At 40.9% G+C, this 23,175-nt stretch carries 16 protein-coding genes; 12 read left to right on the top strand and 4 right to left on the bottom strand.

Features of this window, described 5'->3' with window-relative positions; translation table 11 throughout:
- Window positions 1-858 precede the first annotated feature (858 nt).
- Window positions 859-1,545, bottom strand: coding sequence for a hypothetical protein (locus ACJJI8_RS18185; RefSeq protein WP_444933258.1), 687 nt, complete (start codon window positions 1,543-1,545; stop codon window positions 859-861).
- Between the two features lie 539 nt (window positions 1,546-2,084).
- On the bottom strand, window positions 2,085-3,158 hold the full coding sequence (locus tag ACJJI8_RS18180; RefSeq protein WP_444933257.1) for a hypothetical protein: 1,074 nt from the start codon (window positions 3,156-3,158) through the stop codon (window positions 2,085-2,087).
- A gap of 1,293 nt (window positions 3,159-4,451) precedes the next feature.
- On the opposite strand from ACJJI8_RS18180, the gene ACJJI8_RS18175 reads away from it, so the two are divergent.
- From ACJJI8_RS18175 to ACJJI8_RS18155, 5 genes are all read left to right on the top strand, one after another.
- On the top strand, window positions 4,452-5,723 hold the full coding sequence (locus ACJJI8_RS18175) for a hypothetical protein (protein ID WP_444933256.1): 1,272 nt from the start codon (window positions 4,452-4,454) through the stop codon (window positions 5,721-5,723).
- 36 nt (window positions 5,724-5,759) lie between these two features.
- A complete protein-coding gene (locus ACJJI8_RS18170) occupies window positions 5,760-6,068 on the top strand; it encodes a hypothetical protein (protein ID WP_444933255.1) in 309 nt (102 codons plus the stop codon).
- Window positions 6,069-6,081: 13 nt separating this feature from the next.
- Complete coding sequence (locus tag ACJJI8_RS18165; RefSeq protein WP_444933254.1) at window positions 6,082-6,612, top strand: SycD/LcrH family type III secretion system chaperone; 531 nt, start codon at window positions 6,082-6,084, stop codon at window positions 6,610-6,612.
- Window positions 6,599-7,834, top strand: coding sequence for a type III secretion system translocon subunit SseC family protein (sctE, locus tag ACJJI8_RS18160; protein WP_444933253.1), 1,236 nt, complete (start codon window positions 6,599-6,601; stop codon window positions 7,832-7,834). Before ACJJI8_RS18165 ends, sctE begins: the two co-directional genes overlap by 14 nt.
- Window positions 7,835-8,163: 329 nt before the next feature.
- On the top strand, window positions 8,164-9,075 hold the full coding sequence (locus ACJJI8_RS18155; protein ID WP_444933252.1) for a helix-turn-helix transcriptional regulator: 912 nt from the start codon (window positions 8,164-8,166) through the stop codon (window positions 9,073-9,075).
- Between the two features lie 553 nt (window positions 9,076-9,628).
- Here the strand turns inward: ACJJI8_RS18155 and ACJJI8_RS18150 are convergent.
- Window positions 9,629-10,054, bottom strand: coding sequence for a hypothetical protein (locus tag ACJJI8_RS18150; protein ID WP_444933251.1), 426 nt, complete (start codon window positions 10,052-10,054; stop codon window positions 9,629-9,631).
- 1,111 nt (window positions 10,055-11,165) lie between these two features.
- Between ACJJI8_RS18150 and ispG the strand changes: the two genes are divergently transcribed.
- From ispG to ACJJI8_RS18135, 3 genes are all read left to right on the top strand, one after another.
- Entirely contained in the window at window positions 11,166-12,278 is a 1,113-nt protein-coding gene (ispG, locus tag ACJJI8_RS18145; protein ID WP_444933250.1) for a flavodoxin-dependent (E)-4-hydroxy-3-methylbut-2-enyl-diphosphate synthase, read from the top strand.
- Window positions 12,279-13,253: 975 nt separating this feature from the next.
- Entirely contained in the window at window positions 13,254-14,288 is a 1,035-nt protein-coding gene (locus tag ACJJI8_RS18140) for an IS481 family transposase (RefSeq protein ID WP_444932638.1), read from the top strand.
- Between the two features lie 362 nt (window positions 14,289-14,650).
- Window positions 14,651-16,240, top strand: a complete 1,590-nt coding sequence (locus ACJJI8_RS18135; RefSeq protein WP_444933249.1) for a bifunctional AfsR/SARP family transcriptional regulator/alpha/beta hydrolase — start codon at window positions 14,651-14,653, stop codon at window positions 16,238-16,240.
- Window positions 16,241-17,384: 1,144 nt separating this feature from the next.
- Here ACJJI8_RS18135 and ACJJI8_RS18130 read toward each other — a convergent pair.
- Window positions 17,385-17,747, bottom strand: coding sequence for a hypothetical protein (locus ACJJI8_RS18130; protein ID WP_444913839.1), 363 nt, complete (start codon window positions 17,745-17,747; stop codon window positions 17,385-17,387).
- A gap of 2,450 nt (window positions 17,748-20,197) precedes the next feature.
- Here ACJJI8_RS18130 and ACJJI8_RS18125 point away from each other — a divergent pair.
- The 4 genes from ACJJI8_RS18125 (at window position 20,198) to ACJJI8_RS18110 (ending at window position 23,158) form a co-directional block, all read left to right on the top strand.
- Complete coding sequence (locus ACJJI8_RS18125; RefSeq protein ID WP_444933248.1) at window positions 20,198-20,392, top strand: hypothetical protein; 195 nt, start codon at window positions 20,198-20,200, stop codon at window positions 20,390-20,392.
- A 275-nt stretch (window positions 20,393-20,667) separates the two neighbouring features.
- Window positions 20,668-21,408, top strand: a complete 741-nt coding sequence (locus tag ACJJI8_RS18120; protein WP_444933247.1) for a hypothetical protein — start codon at window positions 20,668-20,670, stop codon at window positions 21,406-21,408.
- 74 nt (window positions 21,409-21,482) lie between these two features.
- Window positions 21,483-22,385, top strand: coding sequence for a helix-turn-helix transcriptional regulator (locus tag ACJJI8_RS18115; RefSeq protein ID WP_444933246.1), 903 nt, complete (start codon window positions 21,483-21,485; stop codon window positions 22,383-22,385).
- Window positions 22,376-23,158, top strand: coding sequence for a hypothetical protein (locus tag ACJJI8_RS18110; RefSeq protein WP_444933245.1), 783 nt, complete (start codon window positions 22,376-22,378; stop codon window positions 23,156-23,158). The genes ACJJI8_RS18115 and ACJJI8_RS18110 overlap by 10 nt, the downstream gene beginning before the upstream one ends.
- Window positions 23,159-23,175 lie beyond the last annotated feature (17 nt).

Genomic DNA, 23,175 nt, shown 5'->3' with positions numbered 1-23,175 from the left:
ACACAGAGTGTGAATTGCTCTGCAAGCCCCGTAGGGCGGGCCTTAAAGGCTAAATCTGCCGCGTTGCAGCTCTTGCAAAGGGCTAGCGCCGAACTGTGCTTAACCTCTGCAGCCTTCAATACCTGCAGAGGTATTACGGAAGTATCCAGAGGCGCCCTTCTGCCAATAAACATCCTTACACTCTTATTTAAATGACCATATTTTTATCTAAGAATAGCGGGTTTAAAAGAGAGTCGCTTTAGGTTTTCACTTGTTTTTATGATTATTGGTCATTTTTATTGTGAATTTATATATCTGTAAATTTATTATCATAAAGCAAGGAGTTTTATGTTTGTCAGGTTAGGGAGTCGAAGAGCAATTCTGATCAAATCAAGGGGGCACTGAATAATTGTGGAAGTTTAGCCCATCTAGAATGGGTTCCTTAATGCAATCTTGCAGCCTTGCAAATTCGGTCCTTTGTTTTTATATTTTGGTCAATTCTTCCGGGCGCCAAATTACCCTTGTAATATCGACGCTATTGATAAATACCAAACAGCTGGGCAGGGGGCATTATAGGCTGGTGTATATATGTAGGGTTCAAAGCCATCCCCATCAAGTCTCAACTATTACCCCAACTTGTACATCAATGAATCAGTGTAACGATCTGTGCTTGAGGCACCATAAGCCCCAAAGCGATTCCAGTGTTTTCTTGTCGGAAAATTTGAAAACCTATCGACAGGGAAGTTACTTTCATTGATTAAGAGTATGCCCAGAAATCATATTAACCGAAACTGGGCATGTAAATGCGAAAGGTATCTCCTTAACAAGGAGATTTCAGGGCAAGGGGCGCAGGCCTATCCATTCTTCTCGCGGGGATATTTAAGACTTAAAAATTGATGGTATATCATCATTATTACTCTCGTTTGCTCCTTCAGTATTTATATTTGGTAGGTCATCAAAAAAACTATCAACGCTCCCTACATCATCAGGCTTATCAGGGATTGGCGGCCTAGGAGGTAAGGGAGGCAAACCTAAATCATTCCCAGCATTTCGCAGCTTATCAAGCATATGGGGCTTTAGGGGGGGGGTACCTCGCAATGCAACTTTTTCAGGGGCTTCGGGCGAATCGTAGCCAAAAAGGGTTACAATTTCATGGGTATCCAGTCCCTCATATATGGGACTGGGGGTATTGCCTGAATCATTATCAAAGAGAGCTTCAGTAAATGGCTGATTAAATAGATCTTCACTCTTGTGTCTCTCTCCGGAGACGTGTCCGTCATTACCTTTCCCCGAAAGCTCTGCTAGAAAAGCGGGGCTACCTACGTTGTTACTCCCACTCCAAACCGTGCGATTACCTTCGCTATTAGTAGGTTTTACTTCATTCGGGCGTCTAAAAAGGGACTTCACACTACTTGGTAGCCCAAATTTTTTTAAAAAAATGGCTCTTAAACCGCTCCTTTTTTTTGAGACTTGCCCTTCTGAATTGTTTTCCGGAGCTCTCGAAATATCTTCACGCTTGGCGATAAACTTCGGCTCTTGACTGCTTGCCCCACTTACCGATCCCATCCTGTGCTCTCCTATTGAACCGTTAACAAAATACTTGGTAACTCAATTGCCACACTATTTATTTAAATATAAAAATCATTTCAAATTCATTCATTTAAATCTTAATTCTTTCAAATAATAAAATCTTTTAATTTTGGCTTAAACTTTTTAGAAAATGCAGGGTATGAGTAAACATGGCTAGTAATTTTTAAAGTATTGTCTTTTGGTTGGCCTGCGTACCACTTAATGACTGGAAGGTTGCGAATAAAAGCTCCGCAGCCTTCAAGAAAGGATAAATAGGAGCGAAGTATATCTGCTTACCGGTAAATCCAGCAAGCGGGGTGATTTAATATCTTCCACGTATAAGTACTGATTCAGGGTGCTAGGAACCCTTGGATAATTCCGTAGTATCCTTGCAGCTCTTGCAAAGGGCTAAAGCCATTCTCGGTGAGCTGCACCTAACCTCTGCAGCCTTCAGTTAAGACCCACAGAGGCATCGCGGAATTATTCGGAGGTTCCTTAGAGTTTTTGGGTGGTTCTAAAAAGACCTCTTATTGTTTTTACGCGTCTCCCTGCTTGACTGAACCATTAAAAATTTTAATAGCAAAACTATGGATAACTTTATCTTCATGATTTGTAACTCCCTTATGAATATCTTTAACAAAGGCGGCATATTCCTTGAAAAGGGAAGTTACTGCCTGTTTGAATTCTGTTTCACGTTGAGTTGTTAGTGGTGCTCCATCTTTTCTCTCTTTAATATAACCGCACACTTCTGAAGTCAAAGTGTTTATCTTGTCCCTCTTTGAATCACTGAGATAAGATTCAGACATATGATGATATTTTGAGTGTTTTCTAACAATATGATGTTTCCAAGCTTCAAGGCTCTTACTAAGGGTGTCTAAACCTGCACTATCATTACGCGTAAAGGCTTCGGTTTTTCTGTTGCAGTATTCATCTATCAAATCATCAAGTTTAATATTTTCTTCAGCTCTCGCTACACCCAGCACCCTCACGAAATCTTTTAAGAATTTTAAAGAGTCTTTAATCTTCCACTGAGTATCTATGCGTTCAGATCTGTGAATTAACTGCCAGGCCTTGCCCAAAAGGCTGTCTTCATCATAATAAGATTTTAAAAAGTACACTAAATCTGTTTTGCTCTTTATAAAATTAGTAGGGCTCAGTTCTATCTCTCTTAAAGTTAAAGGGCTAGGTCTGCTAGGCTTTTGCAGTTCTACTTTTTCAGCTAATGGTAGATATAGCAGTGGATTTTCTTCTATTTCTGCTGTAGGAGTATGATCCTTATTGAAAGTAGATTCAGAAATAGTAGTCGCTATGGGTGTAGGGACTTCGTCGGCCCTAAGTTCATCACGTGTTGTATGAAGATATTCTGTTTCGGTATTTGCGCGAGAACTATTCATACGGCTACTTATCTCTACAGGAGCACCGTTCATCTTCTTAAGTAAATTTTTAGAGTCACGCACAAGTCTATTTATAGTGGGGTTTTTATCGATTGCGTCTATTTGCGCATTCCTGAGGGTAGATTTTTTAGATGTATTGGGGCGATGCCGGCTCTCATTATTTTTTGTGGCGTCGCTAGCTGCCGCGCTAGAATTTGATCCTGTTATTTTGCACATCGGTGAAACCATATAAGTTGTTAAGAGGTATTTTTAAGAATATTCTTCTCTTGTACCTAAGTCTTAAAAATATGGGTTTTTGTTTTTAGGAAAATGTATAAATGATTGGGGGCAACTTAGTACTCTTCGCGCCAAAGTGAAACACCCATTTCCCTATACCAAGCAGTGTTTGGGTGCGGCAAAGTGCGTTACGAGGAGCTAGCCAAAAACATTCAGCGTTTATACTTGCTTGCTGGTTTTACAAGCTTAATGATAGGAAAAAAATATCTCTTTACTTAGGGGAGTATGCCCGAAATCCGTATTGATCGGATATTGACCGTAAAAATGCGAAAGGTATGCCTATGAAAGTTTAGCTTTAGGTTAAAATATGCTCAATTTTTCAGTGCTTTCATAGCTTGCTTGCTAATAACTGTTTGGAGGAAAATCCAGTTGCTCTAGGGGTGCAAGAGGGTTGTAGGCCGCTCAAAAAGCCAGATTCGAAGTGGCGACAATTTATTGACTGTCGACCATGCAGATTGTGTGAGTAGAGTGACCGACTCTTGTTAAGTGTAGGGTAAGAGCAGTGAATGCTGAATTCATTTCCAGAAGTCTTTTGATCGATATCTATACATATATGGAATTCAGCATATATCTAGTTTCACATGTAACTATATTGATGTAGGTGCCTTTAGCCCATGCCAATTTCATGCTTGCTTGAGATATATCAAATTTCACCAAAAAATCTTGATTGAGAAAAATTCAAACGGTGGTTCAAACGGTAATCGTATTTAATAGCACTCTGTCCATTTAGGGGGCGTCGAATACTCGATAAGGTCGGAGTCGGTGGTGATAAATTCTGCAGAGCAATATTCTATCCTTTCAGTTTCTCAGGGGATTTTAGGCTTCTCCTTTGCTTATGGGAAGTCGTAAAGTTCATATAATGGGCATATATTCATCTACTGTAAGCAGATTAAACCCTTTTTACTCTATTACTTATTGTGCAATGAAACACAAAGTTTTGCGCTCGATGACAAAAGCCCTGTAATACATTTGTAACATAGTGCCAATTGAAATGCTGTAGATCAAGATTACGTAGTTAACAATCTGCTTAAAAAAGCCTGAAATCAAAAAAAAACAGTGAGAAATCTAAAGCGATAGGTTCAGAGGTACGTAATATAGGCGCTAGCTAAGCTGGCAATTGATAGCTGATAAAGCGCCCCTCTGACAGGGTTCAGAGCTATAAAGCTTAACGGATATCTACGTTTACAGATCATGCTGAATAATCGCATTGGTTAAATAAAAAAGGACAATGGTATGGCTGATAGTCTAGTAACTATAAAATCAAGCATCCCCAACAGTGATTTGCCGAACAATCCTTTGACGAAAAACAACGTAAAATCGGCTGCGGATTTGGCTGAGTCTGATCAATGGATGTTTGGGTCCTCCAAATTACGTTTAGATACAAATGGAAAGGTGAGGGCTGCCACAACAGCAGAGATTCTAGATGAGACGAGAAACTCTCCATCAGCGATGGTCGAAATACTCTCAACTGGAGCGGACTTGTTGCGCTTTGATGCGAATGGCTATTACCAGGAAGATGTTGATGCAATTGCAGCATTGCATGCCCAATCGGACAAAACCCCCGAAGAAATTGCGAATGATGTTCAGCATGCCACGGTAGCTTTGCGCAATAAGATGAGGGAAGACATTAGATATGGTGTATTTTCGGTTGATGACTCCGGGCAGGTATTCCACAAAGGAGTAGAGATACCACCAGAAAATGTTGGCTTTGAACTCAATGCGCTACTCATTGAGTCACTCACTAACAAGGTATCTGAGCTTTCTGTGCTAAAAAGCCAGATTGTATCTGTCGATGGGTGGCTTCAGGAGGCACTTGCTGAAAGTGGAGAAGATGAAATAACAGCCACCTATGAGTTCATGCAAAGGATATATGTTGAAGAAAAACGGACATGGAAGAATGGAACACAGGTTCCGGGGGCTGGTGATTGGAAGCAATCAGAAATAAAAATGGCATCGGAGTCGATGTGTTTCTACAAAGTAGCAGACGGCAGAACTGATTTTGATGAATTTGCTCTCGACAACTTTCCAGAAATATTCGATAACTTACACACCGATAGACCCGGTGAAGCCTTGATGGATGGACTATGGTACGACTATGAGCAGTTGATGTCCGATTCAGATTTAAATCTACCAGCCTGGTGGACTGAAGGAGAAGGCGCAGAATTTTTTTCTAGTGATATGATAAGAGGTGAGGATTTATTAGCCGAGGCAAATATTGCCAATAAAAACCTTTACTGGGAGACGAGGGATGACGGCCTAGCTGGTGGATATAAGTACCGATGCTGGGTGCAGACCATGACCTTTGATAGACGAACATTAAATTCCACCTCATTTTCGGTAGCTAAAGAAAATATCAATTCGCGAGTGTCAACTCTGTCAACTTTAACTGAACAGCTCGGCACAAACATGACTGTTGATAACACCAGATTCAACAACCTGATAGAGGCAATGAACAACTACAATAAATCCGTACTGGATTCCTTGAAGAGATTTTCTGTAATTTAACACTTATTGGTAATAGTATTTTTAGAGTGAAATAAAGTGTCTTTTAAAGATGACCCAAAAAAAGCAATAAAATTTGATACAGAAGTGGCACTACAACGCTGCCAGCACGTATTAAATGAGGCAAAGAGCGCGCTAAATTATAGTGACCTCCTGGAGGCAGGATTAACACGTTCGCTGGGCTGCTCCCGCCATCAATGGGTTCAGAGAATACGGGATACTTATGGCGAGCCAGGTCTTGACGAGAAGTTTAGAGCAAGAAAGTTAGTGGAAGAGTATATCTATAAGGAAAAGTCTGGATCAACAACATCAAAGAAGAGAAACTTTTTTGTAACTAATCCAATATAGGTGGGGAAGGAAGATGTTACGAAAGAGTGAAGTTCCATCCGTGTTAGGCGAAATATCCGAGAAAGATTGGAATAATTTTTTGGAGCAGGGTGGAACTCTGGCAGATTTGCTTGATATGAAGCCTGAAGAGCTTAAAACAATATATGCCCTGGCTTATCAAAAATATCAAAACTGTAACTACCAAGAGGCACTGCCTCTCTTTCAGCTTCTGTGCCAATGCAATCATATGGAGTCTAAGTATTTGCTAGGACTTGGAGCCACTAGACAGGCTTTATCTCAGTTTGAGCTAGCTGGTGAGGCATATAGTTTAGCTGCAATTGTGAATCCATTCGATCCAAGACCGTCATTCCATGCGGCTGAATGTCATTTGGCACTAGAGAATTGGATGCAGGCAGGCAGTGGTTTTGAAATGACAATGTTGAGGTGTGAAGGTAAGCCTGAGTTTGAAACATTGAATAAAAAGGCTATGAGCAAATTTTCTTCTGTGAAGAAGAAATTAGGGATAGCAGATAGCACTGAGGAAAAGAATAGTGATATTAAATAGCATACCACAAAAAGTTCTCACAAATGACAATCACAGCGCTGGTGTTCAGGATTTGTCACAGCAGAGCTTAGAGATTGCTCAGCGTGAAAAATTAAAGCAGGAAATGGGCAGTTTAGCACCTGTTGCAAGAAGTGCTGTAGCAGGCAATGCCCAACGTGTTGAACTGGATATGCCAGAAACAGATGAGAACATGGGCAGTTTTTATTCAACATTAACCGATGCGCTATCAAGATTAGCGGGGCTGATGGGAGATATGGCGGATACCGTCCAGTTCGAACTCCAGTTTAAGCGGCAAGAAATAAAGAGAATTCTTAAGGATAAGCTGAGAGATATCCAAGAAAATGCCGAGCTTGAACAGGAGCGAAAGAAAAACGAAGAAGAACTGGCAAAGCAAAAGAAAATACAAAAAATATGCGGGGCTGTTTGCAATTTCTTCATGGGTGCTGCAGAAATGGTTGCTGGTGCCTGTATGGTTGTGGCAGGAGCAGTCAGCCTAAACCCAGCCATGATAGCTGGAGGTGTTTGTTTAGCAGCTGCGGGTGCAGTTGAAGTCGCTGAAGGGGCGGTAAGACTAACTAATGGTAGCGAAGAGATGATTTCTCGCCTCTCAAACGCTTCTACAGGGCTACTGGTTGCAGGTGTTGCTTTTGTAACATTTGGCGCAGCTGCACCGGCAGCTGGTGCTATGGTTGGCGCCAAAAAGGGTGTAAAAAAGGGTGTTGAGGAAGGTGTTGAATCAGTAGTTGAAAAGGGTGTGAAAGAAGGGGCTGAAAAAGGCGCGAAAGAGATAACAGAAAAAGCAAGTAAAGAAGGTGCTGAAAAAGGCGCGGAAGAAGTTGCGGAAGATGTTGCGAAAGACACCACCAAGGAGGCCGCCCAAAAAATAGCAAAGAAATTTGTGGATAGAGGGATAAAAATAGCAGCTACATCGGGTTCTGTTGCCGTCGCTGGAAATGGAGCGAAAGAAATTTATACCTCCATAAAACAGAATGATTATGATAAGCGAGAGGCGGAACTGGATAATGAAATAAAAGCTTTGCAAGCTCGTTTGGAGGCTGTTGAGGCGAAGCAAGAATTTATTAATAAGCTTGTTCAACTATTACAGGAGCAATGGACAAGGGCAATTATTAGCCCGGTTCAGGATGCGGTAAAAGTTCTAAATAATGCAATTCAAGATCGCGCTGGTGTTAACATGCGGATTTCTGCCAGTCATGGTGTTTGAGAAATTAAAAGTGCGTACCATGTGGGGTTTTTAAGTTGATTCATAGACTCAGTAAAATGTGAAATTAGGTAACAAACAGATTAGCCAAGTGTTCCTGTAACCCTAAGTAAGATCCACTGCTCATGCTTTACTCCCCTCTTGGAGAAAGTAATAGACCAGTGGTTAAATGATAAATTGTGGGTTTGTTAACCCAGTGATTACAGTTTAAATATATGTTTCTTTTCAGGCTTGCATATTCTTAGTTTATAAGCGTTTTTTGCGCGATAGACGATCGCTGGATTAATGGAAGCAAGTGTGAGCATAAATTGATAGTGGTTTAGCAATAAACAGTGAAAAACAACAATACTTCCTCTTATGGGAGGCAGAATAACTTGACATATAATGAAGCAGTTGTAGAGTGCCAACATTGTGGTGATTTATTTGAATTGAGGACTCTGCTAATACCATCTGCTCACTCTATTTCCTTCACATTTTCACCGTTTGTTAATCTGGTCATGATGATAACGGGTTCTGTAAACATTATATCGTATCAATCGAGTTTTGAATTGACGATGGGCCAGGTATGGTTGGTTGGTTCAGAAGAAGAATATAAGTTGAGTAATAATGGTGACGATCAGGAAGCGGTGTTAATATGCGTTGGAATTCGGGAGGCAATGCTAACCCGATTTTACGAACGGCACGACAATGCACTACTTCGAAAGACGCAAGCGTTGAATGTTGTGAAATCCATGCTTCCAAGAGGAAAATCACCAATCGTCTTTCCTAGTTGCGAACTAACTAAGCTAACTTTAGATTCATTCCAATTATTTAGGCAACTGGGAGACGATCGGTTAAATGCCTTGAAATTGGAAGAGATACTTCTCCTGAAATTAAAAGGTGATCAAGGACAAATACTTGCTAACGAACTCCTAAATCGGGTTAATCCTGCTCAGGAAAAATTCAGACGTTTTATGGAGGCAAATGTTACTAAGAATTGGACTATTGCTACATATGCAGAACATATGGGTATGAGTCTGACTTCTTTTAAAGATATGTTTGGGCAGGTATTTAAAGAATCATCCCCAAAAATGTGGATTAATGAACGGCGACTTCGCCATGCAGATATACAGTTACGCACATCAAGTAGGCGACTTATAGATATTGCTGTAGAAAGCGGCTTTTCGAGCCAGTCATATTTCACACAGCTTTATAAGTCGAAATATGGAATTGCCCCTTCGGAAGCGAGGCAAAAGAGAATTTAGATGATTTCTTGAAAGTTTCAAGGTGCTTCCGACACTCGAGGTGATCCAGAATCAGTATACCAGTTCGTGGGAGCATTTAGATTTTGCAAAGGACTGTAAGGTCGAGGGTAAATTACTCTGAAAACCTAACTACGGGGGCTTAAAGCCCCCAGTTCATGTATGGAGCAGTCCAAGTCAATCGCTACTAACTGTACCTTTAGCCTACAACTTTGACCTGCGGAATTGTTGAGAGACCCATTAAGGTGTGTATCCGCTCTACCATCAAAAATTCTTTAAATTCTATCGAGAGTGATAACTAGACGCAAATTGATGGTAGGCCGAACTCATTTGCTAGTGGTATTTAAATAGTGATTAACATTACGAGAAATAATGCACCAATTCACTTTTGTCTTAGCAGAGTGCAAATTAATGTACTATAAGATATTGAAACTATGCGGAGTTTCGTCGGATAGACTTTGGGCGGTTCAATCCTAGCTACGACATCAATTCTTGGTTATCAAGGCTCATTGGGAGTCATCCAGCACAATACTTTGGTATATTTTTTCTGTTTTAACTAATTGGGTTCAAGAATAGGGCGCATCACTATGTCTATGCCATCGTTTTTGTGTGGATAGATTTCAAAAGATAATGGTAATTCATTTCTGATAAATATTGCCTTGTACTCATTAAGAGGAATACTGGGCACGTTCCCCTTAGATTTTCTGTAATTCACAATTTCTTGAATAGCTTTTTGTGTAGAAAGTGACATATTCGCAGGTAAATCGGTTAAAGTTATTTTTGTTTCTTTTTTAAGTTTTCTGCGTTTTGTCATAAAATAGTGAATTGAATTTTTGTTTGGTGGAGCCTGATCCTCGCGATTGGTTGAATCTTTTTTGTCTGATGACACTTCTTCAGAACTATTGGGAAAATAGAAGCTTGTAAGGTGATCAATTTTTTCCTGTTCATACACATCTATTGGTGAAATAAGAGTTTGTATCACATCTGCTTAAGTTATATTTTTTTGTGCCCATTTGATGCCGCTCCCTATGTGGGGGTAGGTCGAGAAGGCGTAAAACTCAGTTTTTTGTGGGTGTCTTTGTTTAAACTTGCAGCTTTGGAGTTGCTGGAAATTGATTGGATATTATTGGGTCTAGAATTTATATTTTAGGTTGAGTAGGGGTTGGATAATTTTAAAAAAGCATCTTGCATGTTCCACATGCCGTAGAAAAAGGCCTGCATGAATTGAATCTATCAGCTGTGTTGCTTGAGTGTTGTGAACGTCCTGTGAGGAAGGGAAAGGTAACGACCCTGATTTGTCTGTGACTGAATTTGGTATAATTAATCTCCTTTAGCATAGAGATTTTTTATGAACGAGAGAGTTGAATATATCACTATTGGTCATATTCTTATAAATTTATTTCTGTGGTGATTGTTGGGTATCAATGTTGAAGCCTATAGCGCGGTTGCTCATTATGGCGGATATCTTTATCTGGGGTTCTCGAATGATTCCGCGATGTCAAAGCGTCCATGAAAGCTGCAAACATTAGTCACAGTTCGTATTCATTGGTCTTAGCTTTTTGTAAGAACTACAAAGTGAAAGGTGTAACTTCCAAGGCCCGCTCTGCAGGGCTTTCAAAGCGATTAATGCTCCGTATTTCGGCTTCTTGAGGACCTAGACATTCCTGAAAAACTGCGCCCTGATTGTAATTTTTCTTAAGGCTAGAGTTGGTGCGGTATAACTCGCAGAAAACTTATTGCTTGGCAAACTACAACTATATTCAAAGTTAATTTGATTGGAATATAGGATACTTTTGCTAAAAAGAAGCTTATGGCTGACTGAATAACCTGATAGCTATAAGGATTTCCATACTGTTGTTTAGGTGTTACATGAATACATGTTTGCATGCGGCGGTATCACTGTTTTATTTTTTTCTAAAAAAAAATGCCTAAAATATAAAGTTAATTTGACTTTTATTGTTTAGAGTAATAGATGACTAATTATTCTTATGTGAAGCAATTATGTTTGCTGATGTTACTGTACCAAAGTACCTTCGTTTATAAATTGGTTAATTGCTAATATTAATCTATATGTTTTTATACAGGTTAGAAAGATGAAGTTTGAATCACCTATTGTCCCACGTGTATCACGCCAAATTATGGTGGGAAATGTACCTGTTGGTGGCGGAGCCCCGATTTCTGTGCAAAGTATGACAAACACAGAAACTTGTGATGTGACAGCTACTGCCGCACAAATTCTTCGATTACAACAAGCTGGGGCAGATATCGTAAGAGTGTCTGTACCAAGTCTTGAAGCTGCTGAAGCTTTCGGTGAAATCAGGAAGAAAGTATCCATTCCACTGGTGGCAGATATTCACTTTGACTATCGAATTGCATTGCGAGTGGCAGATTTAGGTGTCGACTGCTTGCGCATTAATCCGGGTAATATTGGTCGAGAGAAACGTATCCGCGAGGTAGTTGATAAGGCGAGCGACCTAAATATTCCGATTCGTATAGGCGTTAACGCGGGGTCATTGGAAAAAGATCTTCAGAAAAAGTATGGGGAACCAACGCCGGATGCAATGGTCGAGTCAGCCCTTCGTCATGTTGAAATCCTCGATCGGCTTAACTTTCAGAATTTTAAAGTGAGCGTCAAAGCATCTGATATTTTTATGGCCACTGCTGCCTATAGAAAACTGGCCCAACTGATTGATCAACCTCTTCACCTTGGTATTACGGAAGCAGGTGGATTACGGTCGGGTACGGTCAAGTCAGCGATCGGGTTAGGAGCGCTATTATTAGATGGAATTGGTGATACCTTAAGAGTGTCGTTGGCAGCAGATCCTGTTGAAGAGGTAAAAGTTGGGTGGGATTTGTTAAAAAGTCTAAGGTTACGCTCTAAAGGCATCAATTTTATTGCGTGTCCAAGTTGTTCACGCCAAAATTTTGATGTTGTTAAAACTATGAATGAGCTTGAAGCTCGATTGGAGGATATTACGACACCATTGGATGTTGCAGTAATTGGCTGCATTGTTAATGGGCCCGGTGAGGCTAGGGAGGCAGACATTGGCTTGGCTGGTGGAACTCCGAGCCATGCAATTTATATTGATGGACTGCCAAGTAGGAAATTCAAGAATGAAAATCTTGTTGACGATTTAGAGAACTTAATTCGTGATAAGGCAAAAATGAAGGCGGAAATGGAAGACAGTATTATCGCAAAATCCTAGATACCTAGGGAGTCTCTGATAATTTCACAACATCTATGGTGAACACTAAGTCTATAGATACTAAGTGCAGCTCACCGCGAACGGCCGTAACGCGAGCAAGACTAAAATGAAGAAGTTGTAGCCTTCAAGGGCTACCCCGTGAGTTAGAAAAGTATTAATGTTCTGCAATGGGGCCTCTTGAAAGGCCTACATTCCTTGGCAATGAGTGTCGTTGTGGAAGCCAAGGATATTATGGAGTCATTCAGAGGTTCCTTAGAACTCTTACCCGATGGGCCATACAATGGGGACGATATTGAACTGAATTTATTTTCCTATTAGTAATCAATTTTTTTGGTTATTTATGCTCATTGTCAACTTTATAATAGTGCAAAATTACAAATAATTTGTGCCCCGCGTCAACTCGTATACCAGACACTGATTCGGCCGGTGGGTGGATGTGAGGAAATCTCGTTAAGAGGAGCCCGCTTTATGAAGTTATCTCGGCTTCGGGCAGAGCTAAAGCAATATAGGTAACTTAAAGGTGCAATCAGTACTGGTTGATGTATTTCTTCAGTGGTGGCTAATTAATAAACGGAAAAGCAACGAAGAGATATAAGGCGGTTGACTATATCTGCCAATTCTAGGTCTTCGGGACACCCAAGTTTTAGTTGAAGGTCTTCGGGACACCCAAGTTTTAGTTGATATTTGATGACATTCTGGCCTGGTAATAACGTTAGGCAAAATTCAGCGACCGAACGGATTCACACCATAATAGAGAGACGTATATTCACAGTCATGATAGTACGGGTTTGGCAACACTTGGCCGGAAGTATTGACTAAATATCAATCTAATTGGCGCGTATCATATTTGTGTGGCAAGTGCTAGAATTAGGTGTATTAGTTCAGACCAAATCTGACACATCCTCTTGAAAAAGAGGGGTTTACCGGTTTTGATGAAGGTGCCTAAACCTAAAAGCAAAACCAAGGATAAACCCCATGATCCATACTAATGATCGCATCATCAAACACAAGACCGGATTGCTAAATCTGGCAGAAGAACTCGGAAATATCTCCAAAGCATGTAAGATGCTGGGTGTATCGAGAGACACTTTCTATCGGTACAAGGAAGCCGTTTCAAGTGGTGGCGTGGACGCCCTTCTTGAGAAGAACCGGCGTGTACCCAACCACAAGAACCGTGTTGACACAGTCATTGAAGAGGCAGTGTTAACTTATGCCCTCCAAGAGCCTGCCCATGGGCAGGTTCGAGTTTCCAATGAACTGCGTAAACGCGGTGTATTTGTGTCCCCTAGTGGCGTTCGGAGTATCTGGTTACGGCATGACCTAGCTAACTTCAAATTGCGATTAAAGGCACTTGAGGCCAAGGTCGCTGAGGAGGGACTGATCCTCACGGAGTCACAGGTTCAGGCTTTGGAGAGAAAACGGCATGATGATGAAGCCTGTGGTGAAATTGATACTCAACACCCAGGTTATCTGGGCTCGCAGGATACCTTCTATGTAGGAACCTTTAAGGGCGTCGGACGTGTCTACCAACAAACCTATATCGATACCTATGCGAAGGTGGCTCATTGCAAGCTGTACACCACCAAAACGCCAATCACTGCGGCAGACCTCCTGAATGACCGTGTACTACCGTTTTATGCCTTACATGATCTACCGGTGCTGCGTATCCTAACTGATCGCGGTACAGAGTATTGTGGCAAATTGGAACAGCACGACTACCAGTTATATCTAAGTGTGAACGAAATAGAACACACCAAGACAAAAGCCAGACATCCACAAACTAACGGGATCTGTGAGCGCTTCCATAAAACTATTCTACAAGAGTTCTACCAACCTTCATTACGCCGCAAGATCTATGGATCAATAGAAGAGTTACAAAAGGATCTGGACGAGTGGCTCACATATTACAATAATGAGAGAACCCATCAGGGTAAGAAGTGTTGCGGTCGAACACCGTTAGCCACTCTTGAAGATGGAAAAAGCATCTGGAAGGAAAAGCTCGTAAACTGAATTTGACCTGACAGAGCACCTCCTGAAAAACCGGTAACTGTCAGATCAAGTCTGAACTACTACAAATTAGGTGCCAGATGGGTTCATCTTTAGTAGGTTGTCACCCGGATCAGTGCTCCATATTTATGTCGTTATTACTTCTCACCTATACTTCTCACCTATACTCCTGCCTATCGGCGGCTAACCAATGTGATGGAGAATATAATATGCATATACCTTTAGCTTAATGAACTTAAATAGTTAATTGCGCCAGGGGTTTTGGTTGCTGTGTTCGGAGTTATAGTGAGTGTACTCACATTGATCTTGAAACTTCACTCATTTGGTTTAGAGCACTATTGTATTAATAAGTAAGTATTTAGGTTATGGGTATAACAATCCAATTACTTGGAGAACTGACCGCTTATCGTGATGGAGATCGGGTTAGTCTTCCCCGGTCTAAAAGGACACGCGCACTTCTCGCGTTCTTAGCGTTGGCGGCACGACCGCATCGTCGTGATCGATTATGTGAAATCTTCTGGGAGTTGCCTGATGATCCAAGAGCATCTCTTAGGTGGTCACTAAGTAAAATACGTCCTATTGTCAACACCCCCGACATAAACCGGCTGATTGCGGATCGTGAGAGGGTGAGTTTGGATACTGATGACATTCTAATTGATATTAGATCCATAGCTTGTCATCTTGAGACCCCAGACCTATCAGTAGATGACCTAAAGGCCATCAATTCTGAACTAAAGGAGCCATTTCTTGAGGGGATAGATCTGCCTGACCAAGAGTTATTCCAGCAGTGGCTGCTCGCTGAGCGGGAGGAAGTGGGACGTTTGCGCGGTAAAATACTATCCCGCTTGTCGTCTCACCCTGAGATATCACCTCCCGAGCAATTGAGGTGGGCGCGATACTGGGAAAGTCTTGAGCCATACAACTCTCTTGCTGCCACTCAGCTATTGACAAAGCTGGAGAGAATGGGGCTAGCACAGGAACTGGCCAGAATAAGATCACAGTTGGCGGAAAGGTTTAGAAAGGCCGGAATTGCCTGGTCACCTTGTGCGCCAGCAGAGGAAGAGTCCGGTCCGCCCCCTGTCAATGAACAGCTTCTCGAGCGCAAACTTCTCACTAGTCAGAAAATTGAGTTTTGTACCGCTGCAGATGGTGCCCGAATCGCGTATGCAACGATAGGAAAGGGCGCCCCGATAGTAAAGGCTGCTAATTGGTTGAGCCACTTGGAGTATGATTGGGACTCTCCCATTTGGAGCCCCTTGTTTCGAGAGCTGTCTTTAGACCATAGATTTATACGCTATGATGAGCGTGGGAATGGTCTCTCAGATTGGGATGTTGACAATATTACTTTTGAGTCATTCGTAACAGATCTTGAGACGGTTGTTGATGCCTGTGGCGTTGATAAGTTTACGTTGCTTGGTATTTCTCAAGGGGCTGCTGTATCTATCGAGTATGCCGTAAGGTATCCTGAAAAGGTAAAGCAACTTATTCTGTTTGGTGGCTACGCAGCCGGCTGGCGTATTGGAGCTACAGAGTCTGTTGTTAAAGAGCGAGAAGCGGTAATGACCCTTACGAAAGTTGGCTGGGGACAAGATAACCCTGCATACAGACAGATTTTCTCCTCAACATTTATGCCAAGTGCTAATGCAAACGAGCTGGCCTGGTTCAACGAGTTTCAACGCCTAACAACCTCTCCAGAAAATGCAGTTCGCTTTCTTTCAGTGTTTGGTAGCATTGATGTTCGCGATCAGCTAAAGAGAGTTACAGTTCCTACATTGGTTATTCACTCTCTAGGAGATCAGAGGATTCCGGTAAAGTCAGCATGCGATATTGCATCCAGCATACCTAACGCCAGCTTTGTTGGTCTAGAGAGTGATGGGCATTTATTGCTGGGACGTGAATCAGCCTCAAGGGTGTTTGTTGAGGAAGTGCGTAAATTTATCTCGAATAATAAATAAAGGGCATTTTCCTATCAAAAACCTGAGGCCAGAAAGACTGTTGGCCCCTAGTATGTCAAATATTTGGTGCTAAAACCAAGAAGGCTATCTTTCTCATGGCTAGATTTTTGATTAAAGAAAGGTAGCTCGAGGATTAATGCGCCCACCTATAAAAGGTATGAACCTAATTCCCGAGCTTGAAGGTAGCGAATAGCTGCCTTCGTGTAGCATCTAGCGCTACTATCGCGCGGATGCTTCATCAGGATGTCTTTCTGGCTTCTGTATATTTGATATTCGTCTATTTGATATATGGCAACTCTTCTGATGTAGAGCCCGCTCCATTTGGTCAAAAATACTTCACTGGAATACTTCCGGGGGAGGTGACTAGAGGCTTTCTTTTCTTTGAAAAATAAACCAGCCTTACTTTTCGAATTAATTCAGCAAGCTAGTTTAGCTATCGAGTATGATCGTTGGCAGTGATATGCCATTTAAGAATAGCAATGTATAGTCTAAAACCATAGAAGCAATTCAAGGCTCCGGTTAGCGAGAAGTCGACCTTTTATAAGTTCTTTATACCAGTATATTTTACATAATAACTATTTTAGCAGGGTTAAATGTTTGCAAATATTATACTATTTGGCGTCAAGTATTGCATCTGAGATTTGAGTATCATTAATTTCTATATGGTGTTCTCTTGCTGAATGGAGGTTGTTGGGATTCTTACCCTAATGGTTTCGACTCAAATTTTGAATTAAAGTCAATGAGAGAATTATCTTTGTATTGGTATTTCAACTGATGGGTTAGCTGAGTTGAACGTGCGTCACTCAAATCCCTATCCCAAAGTTTATCTTTCTTAATATCTTTTGTTAGTTGGCTGGTAGTTCTTTTAGCTAGCAATCGGCTTTTGTCCTGTTGAAACCCTAAAGGATCAAAGTCAGCATTTTCAGTTGTTTAATTTTAAATATGAAATTAGATAGAGAAAGGTCAACTGAAATCAAGCTGGAAAATGACTCCTCAAGGGTGTACCTAGGATATTATAGCTTGTGTATATCAGGGGCGCTATAATAGCCACCTAATAGCTATGTGAAGTCTATAAGGGATATAGGCAGTTAAGCTAGTCTGACGCATTTGGCATACATTAAATAGGAATGCTAAACCTGAGGGATCACCCACTGCCGCCTATCTTTCGTTCGGCCATTTGAATCATCATGCTTATCTGCTCGATTTTTTCTGATGCAGAGGATGAATTATTTTCCGCTACTGTTACACTGAGTTGCTGTAGGAAATGAATAAAAGTTTGCTTTGGGTCGCCAAAATTTAAACGAGAATCTACATTGCCAATAGATTTAGGAGCAGGGAAAAAATTTTTTCTGAAGGCATCATCAACATTAGAGCGCGCTGATTCTCGAATTTGAGCAAATTCGCTTGTAGTCTTTTGAGGACTCTTGTCTGAATGTAAAGCCCCTTTATTATCGGTACTTGGCGTTACTGTTGTATTTGCACCGTTCAACATAGTAATTTTAGGCATATGTGAATTAGCCCTTGATAGTATTTTTCGGCGGTATCACCGAACTTTTGTTTCCATTTGTTAATTTGGTCATGCGGGTCAAGGCTCTCCTATCTAATAGGATGTAACTCAGAATCAACGCATTCTTAAAGACCAATCCTCTCTAGCTCTAATTTTTTAGATACTATACTGCTACTTAATTGTCATGTAAGTTTTTACTGCTTCATTGAGTAGGCTTAGTAGTATTATATAAGGCTAGCTGATATGGAAGTGTTAAATTTTAGATTTTTAAGAAATTTTATAAGTATTGGTCATTTTTATCTTTAGGGTATAAATTCAGGCCTTATTTCTTTTAAATTGAGACCCCAATTGTTTCTGTATGGCTAATATCAATCGGGGTTTTCTGGGACTCAAGCATATCTTTACAGGGCAGCAAGATATGATAATTGCACCACTTTACTTCTTATTGTAATAAATCTGAGGAAGTGTAATTGTAAATTAAAATTATAAAGTGAAATTCGCTTAAATTTCCGCAGAATCTTCACTATCCAGCAATAACATATGGAAAGATAGTGTCAGGTAGTAACTGTAAAGCCAAGCACAGTAAACACTTTAACTGATTAAATACTCAGTTGAGCGATAATTTTGAGCCAATTTGTAATTGAGCCAAACTGTATGTCAGTATGAAAATTAATCTACTTATGGTGGCGTTAGAAATGCCTACTAAATGCAAAAAAGATAGAAAATAATCGTGGAGGAGTAATCGGTAACCTGGAGTGCATAAGGGTAAAACAGCCTTTACTCTCAAAGTTCTGAGTTAGCAAATAGTCGACTTCCATATCGTAAAATACCTCACAGCTATCTGTTTATCCACCGTAAATTCCAGGGCTACAGCAATTTGACCGGAAGGGCGACCCCCCACTGGAGGGGAGTACTACCATGTTCATCCGACAATTTTGTCTGCTATTGGGAGTGTTGGTCGTGGGTAATCGCCTCTACTGACCCTCAAGTAGCAGGAAGACCCTCATGCCCTTTCGAATATTCCTTTCCTTCAATCATACGAGTTTGACTACAGTCTTTCTGTGGCGCCCTAGCTAGATATGTTTGGCGAGCTTCTCACCTCTTGTGGTGCACTGAAATTGGCGATGAGCTCTACTATAGAGCCCTGTTCATCCCTGGTGTTGACATTTCATGGAAAATGGCCTCGCAGTTCTGCTGAAGATTGTTTTGCACGCTGAGCGCACCTTACCGCGGCATCACTCGCTAGCTATGCCACCATGAGACGTGCCCCTCCTGAGACAGGGGAAGCACCTCAATTTGAACCCGGCTCTCGGACAGTGACATGGATCAACCCGGGATATCACCCGTGCCTATCTACTTCCCTTGCAGCCAGCGATAGACAGTCGACCAAGTGTCGATTCTGGGGAGGGCTCAGGAATGAATGGCTTTTTAGGTGTCAAGTAACAGTTCTAAATCAAGTAGTTTGGTTGCCAGTCACCTCAGGTTAAGATCAAGCGAGCTCCTCGCTACTTTGACATCTGCCTACCAGTGTAGGTAGAGACAGGAATCAGACTGGTTTCAAACATGCACTGGTTAATACCTGAACAACCTGTGGTCACTCCGGAATCAGACTTTACAAGACGATGAAAATACCTGAGCAGAGTACATAAGCAGACCTTACCTCACCACTGAATAATTCAGAGGGCCGCTAGCAACTCGGGGCGAAAGAAAGAGAACGCTGGACGTGGGTTTGTATGAGGCATGGCTGACAGTTAAGAGTTCATAGGCATGTAATCAGTGCGGGGCTCGAATTGTGACAATCCTATTCTGTCGACTGGAACGTTAGTGGCCTCACTTCACTGCTTGGTGGTGAGAAAACGGTAATTTCAACGGTAGTTCAAACGGTAGCCCAAACGGTAATCAGTTTTACTAGCGAAAATCTGGTCTGGCCGAGGATAGTTAACGACCGAAGATCAATGATAAATCGATTTAACGGGTAGTACTATATTTAACTTTAAACCTGAAAATTACGAAACTAAAATACAAGAAGTAAGATATTGACAGAATTATATTCTTAGGGTGCCAGCAGTCAAAGGTAAAAAGGTATGTATGCTATCACGTTTGCGATCTGGTTCCAGCTGTGGATGAGTTCGAATTTACTCTTAGATAGCGTTCATATTTTTGGCTTTAAGCGCTGATCAAAAGAGTTGCCTTATAAGTTCAATAATGAAGTAGTAAGAGAGTTCTGTGGCTAATCTGATACCACATTCGGGAAATATATTTCCGACAAAAAAAATGCCTAAAATCTAAAAAATGTGCAAGAAATCTAAAGCATCAAGTTCACGACTACGTACCATAGGTGAAAAATGAGCAATCCAAATAATTGCGCTTACATGAGTAATAAAACACTAACCTAATAATTGAGACTAATGTCTTTGTAGTTACTGAAGCCTCTCAGAGCTATGAGTACAATGAAAGTTAGTTGTGTTGAATTACATCACAAGGATTTAAGTAAAGAGAAAAATATGGCTGGCAATATGTTTGGATTCAAAGTCGGCGTCAGAGTTGATATTTCAACAGCCGAATTGACCTCGCCAAAGGAAATCAGACCGAGTATTTTTTTGGTGGGCGGAGAATTACAGACATCTGCTTATTCAAGATTTTGATCAGGCAAAATGGAAGAATGTACAGTGCTTCTCAAGGGAGACTCTAAGACAAAGCAAAAAATTTTTCTTCCCCAAATTTGGTTTGGTTTCCGCAGGACTAGCGGAAAAGGAATAGGTTAAACAATATATATAGTGATAACTGAAGCTACCATAAAAAGTTCCGCAGTGGTAGTGGATGATCGGACCAAAGAAGATACTAAAGAGCAGGAAGTCAACTTTCTAATAGCGGCAAATTTGATAGGTTTAAATATTTCAGTTGTTTAAGGAGGAAAATTATGAGTTCAGTAGATGGTAATGTTAGTTTCGGTCCCGGTATTACTTTTCGCTCAACAAAGATCGACTCCAATGGAGAGGTTGAGGGACCCCCTCAAGAGGCAAAGGCGTCAATAACCAAAGCTGAAGATGCTATTGATATCTACCGGCCGGTGCTCGATGAATCAGATGATGTACAAAAGTTTCTTAATGCTTTCTCTCACAACAACCATATCTACGGCCTGATAAATACGCTTAATAATAATCTTAAGTCTGTCTTTCGAGAGATGAGGGAAAGTGAGACTTCGATTCGTATCAAGAAATATATTGATCAATTTGACACTGCATTGGCGAAGCGTGATGAAATTATCGAAGCAGCGGAGGAAGTCAAAAATCTACGATTTCAAGCAGCGGACCTCAAAATGGGGATGGGTATCATGAGCGGCGTTATGGGGGTCGCTAGCCTAGCTGGTGGCGGTTCAGGAGGGGCGGGTAGCGGCCAACATTTTGCAGCGGCCGTACAGAAAAATTTAGAAGCAAAAATAGATAGGCTCAATGCTGAAGCGGAGGAACTTCAAGCACTATTGCAGGCGAGGCAGGTAGAGTTGGATGCCGAAATGAATATCGATAAACAAGATGGAGAGTTAGCTAATGCGCATATTGCTTTAGTTGACAATCTGACAAGTACATTCTCATCGATGATTAATGAGCTTCATTCTCATCATAGCTCAACGATAAACGCACTATCAAAGTCGATAGTTTAGATGATTTCCGAGGTGTAATTAAAATCAAATGTGAGCATAAATAGGTAGAGATTTCATAAAGAGAAGTGAAAGACATGAATACTCCCTCCTATAAGGGACAAGATGGATTCAGAAACAGTAGAGTGGCTATTGATTGCCAACATTGTGGCGATCTTTTTGAATTAAAAACATTCTCAATTCCACGTGGAGAATCTATCGTGCTCACATTTTCACCTTTTGTGAATTTGGTCATGATGGTGACCGGTTCTGCTGGAATTAGATATCATCAATCGAATTTTGAGCTGACAATAGGGCAGGTTTGGCTTGCAGGATCTGATGAAGATTTTGAATTAAGCAACAACCTAAAAGACCAGGATATTGTTGTAATATGTGTAGGTATTCGTGCAGCAATGCTGACCAGGTTCTATGAAAGGTATGATAACGCGCTGTTTCGTAAGGAGCAGGCGCTTAAAATGGTTAAATCTGTTTTACCGAAAGGCAAAGATCCGATTGTCTTTCCGAGTTGTGAGTTGACACGGCTGACATTAGATTCTTTTAGGTTGTTCAGCCGGTTAGATGATGAGGGATTGAATGCCCTCAAGTTAGAAGAGTTATTATTGCTGAAATTAAAGAGTGATCAGGGGCAAATACTCGCTGACGAACTGCTGAATCGGGTAAACCCGGTTCAGGAAAAATTTAGACGATTCATGGAGGCTAACGTTACAAAAAACTGGTGCATAGCTACTTATGCGAAGAATATCGGTATGAGTTTGACTTCGTTTAAGAATATGTTTAGTCAGGTATTTAGTGAATCTTCCCCAAAATCATGGATTAATGAGAGACGACTCAGGCACGCTAATATTCAATTACGTACGACAAGTAAACGGTTAGTAGATATTGCCCTGGAAAGTGGATTTTCCAGTCAGTCCTATTTCACGCAATTATATAAGTCAAAGTATGGCGTATCACCTTCAGAGGCAAGGCAGAAGTGTATTTAAGAGGTTTCCTTGTTCATTTACTTAGTATCTCTATGTTATGTGGTTGCGTAAGTGAATCAGTAAATGAGAAAGACTTGTTTCAAACCCTAAGTATAGGTGTGCAAGCCAACAATGCCGTGACACAAAAGGCTGCAGAAATTCTATTTCCAAGTGACAAATTTTTACAAGACGAAGCACCTTTTTCTATCGATTTCCTTTCTGTTCGTGAACTCAAAAAAGAGTTGGTTTTGGGTAATTACGATATAGTGATTAGCGCTTCAAACACCATTGAGTACGATTCGCAAGTCACCAACTGGAAATCATTTTCAATAGAAGAGTTATCTCTTCATTACCTGGCACTAACTGAGCGGAAAGGTCTCATAGATACATATAATAAGGATGTATTTTTCTCTAAAGTAAAATCGGTTGGATATATACGGCCAGATCCTCTGCTAGCTGTCAATTCAAATTTGTTAAGCTCACATGCTTATTCGAAATCATTCATTAATTGCAAGTCAGTTAATCAATGCCTTGATATGCTTAGTAGTAGAAAAATTGATGCGCTATGTATCTCTGGTATACAAATCGATCATGCCTCAAGTTATTTCCTGACGACTTATAGTTTAGATGTATCTGAAGTGAATTTTTTTGAGCTGGGGGAATTTTCTATTGGCTTGAATTCTCGAAGTCTTACTTTGAAAGAGAGAGGATTTCTAGAGAGAGCATTGAAGAAACTATTTAGTGATAGAGTTTCTACTAGTCTAATCAATGCAGGAAATAATACAAATGCCTAACTACCACCTACTTGTTT

The sequence above is a fragment of the Microbulbifer maximicatervae (SeqCode) genome, assembly GCF_052467695.1.
This window is presented reverse-complemented; position numbering and strand designations above follow the sequence as displayed.